Here is a 2,500-nt window from a genome sequence, read left to right on the forward strand (position 1 = left end):
GTCGGTCGCCCCGTGCAGGCCTACGACGAACACGGAACGCCCGTCTGGCAAGCCGACTACGACATCTACGGCAACCAGCTCAACCTAAAAGGCGACAGACAATTCGTGTCATTTAGACAGTTGGGGCAGTATGAGGACGAGGAGACGGGGCTGTACTATAACAGGTTCAGGTATTATGACCCGAGTACGGGTGGGTATATAAGCCAAGACCCGATTAGGTTGTTAAGTGGGGAAAGTAATTTTTATGCCTACGTTCGCGATACAAATAACTGGGCGGATGTGTTTGGGTTGGAGGAACTGTTTAGAGGAATGAAACAAAAGAATAATGTCCCTCTAACTGGAAATTCTGCTGATAAATTAGGGGTTAGACCAAATGTTGATATAGAAGTTATTGACGGAAAAGTTTATCCTAATAGCGGTGGGATGTCCGTAAATAAGAGCATCGATAATATCCCCTCTCATAGAAAGCCGATAGAATTTGGAGGAACACAAAAGGGTTCGGCAATGTTTAAAATTGAATCTGATAATTTAGGAGATAATTTGAGGTTTAAAGCTGATAAAAATGGAACGCACGGTGTGATAGAGCCATCAAGACCGATGTCGTTAGCAGAATATCAAGAATCATTAGGCGCTCTGCAAAATAAATTTAAAAGTGTATGTCCAAGTTAAATACAAAAGAGTCTTTTATAATCTCGTCAGATATTAAAGATTGGCAGGCAAAATATATAGATGTCGAAAAACTGCCAATAGAGTTTTATTTGAAATATACAAATATATTATCAGACTATAAAGAATCAGGAAAGAGCAAAGAAGAGGTTTTGGCATTTTTTTACAAAATATCAGAAGATAATCAAGATATCTCTGAATTTGTAAATGAAATTATGGATTTAATAGAGGGCTATTGTCGTCCTGATTTTAGAGTGTGGTAAAATGAGACCAAGCTAGCGTACAATAGATCCCATTACAGCTCACCTGATAGCGGCATATACGCTCCCAAGAGCCGATAGGGGTAGAGGGGAATAATCCGACGTTGTATGGGTATGTAGAGGATGGGAATAGTACGGTAGATGTATATGGACTGAGTGGTCTAGTGGACTGACTCTTGCATGGTGGAAAAACATTTAAGCAATATAAAGACGAGTATTGGGCAAAGAAAACCAAGCCTCAATTAGAACCTATTATAGATAGAACAACAGGAAAAATTTGGATACAACGTGCAGAATTACATCATCGTTTTATCCCCCAAAGAGCAAAATGGGCTCCAAATTGGTTAAAGAATAATAGATTTAATTTAAAGGAAGTAAGTAGTTTAGAACATGCAAAAATGGATCCATATAGGGCGAGGTTTGCTCCTAAATGGATAAAAGAGAAATTCAATTTAAAATGCAAATAAAGAAACAATCATGTTTAACATAAAAAAAATAAAGAAACAAGATTATGCCCTTTTAAGAAGCATTTCCCTGAAACTTGTTGACAAATATCCATATCTAGTGAGACAGGTTTCAACGAATTTTATCTTGGATAAGAAACATAACGAGTTTGAAAGGCATGGGGTTTATACGCTTATACTAAATGCAAAACTAGAGCAAGAGTTTATTAATAAATCTTTGCCTCAACTTTTTATAATAAAAGACATCTTAGTTTGGAATAAGAAAGAGAATAGATATGAGCCAATTGAACTAGATATTATGGAAGGGATGCTTGCAGGTTATAGCTTAAAAGCTAATGTTCGCGAACTTGACTTAAGTCGGATAGATGTTAGTAGGGTCAAAGAGCAAACATTTGAAAACCACGAGCAAGAAGAACTTGCCAACATAATCGGAGATGTTGATGATAAAATTAGGTCTTATCTTTCCTTAGAGTCGTCTTTTAAAATAATCATACCAGAAGGGACTTTCTATGTGATTAAGAATTTAGGAGATGGGGATTATATTTCCATAGATAAATTAGGGAGGGTTTATGAAATGACGCACGATCCATATGAGGTAAAGTGCATATATAAGAAAAAAGAAGATTATTTTGATTCAATAAAAAATAATGGAATATAGATAAGTCATTGCCGCTTCCCAGAGTGGAGGTGGGTGTTCCCGAGGAATACTACCGTGGGATGAAGGTGTGGCAGCGCAGGCCCGACCCCGACACGTGGACGGTGCGGACGGCCGAGCGCCGCACTACCTACCGCGCCTTCCCCGACGGGGAGGGCGGGACGGTCTACCGCGCCGTGCGCGTGGACCATGCCGACGGCGGATTCCTCGCCATCGCCTACGACAGGGACAGCGGGCTGCTCTCGACACTGGAGGATCACCACGGGCGCACCGTGGTCTTCGGGCAAGACGACAGGCGGGGGCTGATACTCTCGGCCAACCTGCTTTGCGACGGGCGGCTCGAGATGCTGGCGGAGTACGAGTACGACGGGAGGCGCAACCTCACCCGCGCGTGCGACCGGTTCGGCAAGGCCATCGAGTTCGCCTACGACGGGGACAACCGCGTGGTGCGCCGC

General features: G+C 42.2%; 4 protein-coding genes and 1 pseudogene. All 5 read left to right on the forward strand.

Annotation, left to right across the window (positions count from 1 at the left end; genetic code table 11):
• Window positions 1-669, forward strand: a 669-nt coding sequence (locus HMPREF0670_RS17475; RefSeq protein ID WP_316928774.1) for an RHS repeat-associated core domain-containing protein, incomplete at its 5' end; no start/stop codon positions are given.
• Complete coding sequence (locus HMPREF0670_RS14460) at window positions 657-929, forward strand: hypothetical protein (protein ID WP_009231888.1); 273 nt, start codon at window positions 657-659, stop codon at window positions 927-929. The genes HMPREF0670_RS17475 and HMPREF0670_RS14460, both read left to right, overlap by 13 nt.
• Window positions 930-1,102: 173 nt before the next feature.
• On the forward strand, window positions 1,103-1,393 hold the full coding sequence (locus HMPREF0670_RS16530; protein ID WP_157579665.1) for a hypothetical protein: 291 nt from the start codon (window positions 1,103-1,105) through the stop codon (window positions 1,391-1,393).
• 10 nt (window positions 1,394-1,403) lie between these two features.
• Entirely contained in the window at window positions 1,404-2,048 is a 645-nt protein-coding gene (locus HMPREF0670_RS14465) for a hypothetical protein (RefSeq protein WP_009231889.1), read from the forward strand.
• 59 nt (window positions 2,049-2,107) lie between these two features.
• Window positions 2,108-2,500: pseudogene (locus tag HMPREF0670_RS16785) on the forward strand (hypothetical protein); the annotation flags it as partial.

This window comes from Prevotella sp. oral taxon 317 str. F0108, assembly GCF_000162415.1.
GTDB classification, from domain to species: domain Bacteria; phylum Bacteroidota; class Bacteroidia; order Bacteroidales; family Bacteroidaceae; genus Prevotella; species Prevotella conceptionensis.